The sequence below is a fragment of the Streptomyces sp. CB01881 genome (assembly GCF_002953255.1).
Classification (GTDB): domain Bacteria; phylum Actinomycetota; class Actinomycetes; order Streptomycetales; family Streptomycetaceae; genus Kitasatospora.
This window is the reverse complement of sequence record NZ_CP026498.1, coordinates 8,821,181-8,821,569: the sequence shown is the minus strand read 5'-3', so window position 1 is coordinate 8,821,569 and position 389 is coordinate 8,821,181. Positions and strand designations below refer to the sequence as shown.

General features: G+C 66.6%; 1 protein-coding gene. It reads right to left on the bottom strand.

What is annotated here, in order from left to right; translation table 11 throughout:
* Positions 1–389, bottom strand: a 389-nt coding sequence (locus C2142_RS28560; protein WP_194235815.1) for a biosynthetic peptidoglycan transglycosylase, incomplete at both ends; no start/stop codon positions are given.

Here is a 389-nt window from a genome sequence, read left to right as displayed (position 1 = left end):
CGGCCTCGGCGACGGTGAGGTCCTTGTTGCTCTTGCTGAAGTACCGCTGGGAGGCGGCCTCGACCCCGTAGGCCTGGTTGCCGTAGAAGGTGATGTTGAGGTAGTTGGTGAGGATCTGGTCCTTCGTCAGGTCCTCCTCCAGCTTGATCGCGACCTTCAGCTCCTGGATCTTGCGGCCCAGGGTCTTGCGCTGGGCCTCCCGGACGGCGGCCTGGTCGTCGCCGGCCTTCTCCACGTTGACGTTCTTCACGTACTGCTGGGTCAGCGTCGAGGCGCCCTGGGAGGCGGTGCCGCTCTCCGCGTTCTTGCCGACCGCGCGGAGCACGCCCTTGAGGTCGACGGCGCCGTGCTCGTAGAAGCGGGCGTCCTCGATGTCGACCCTGCCGCAT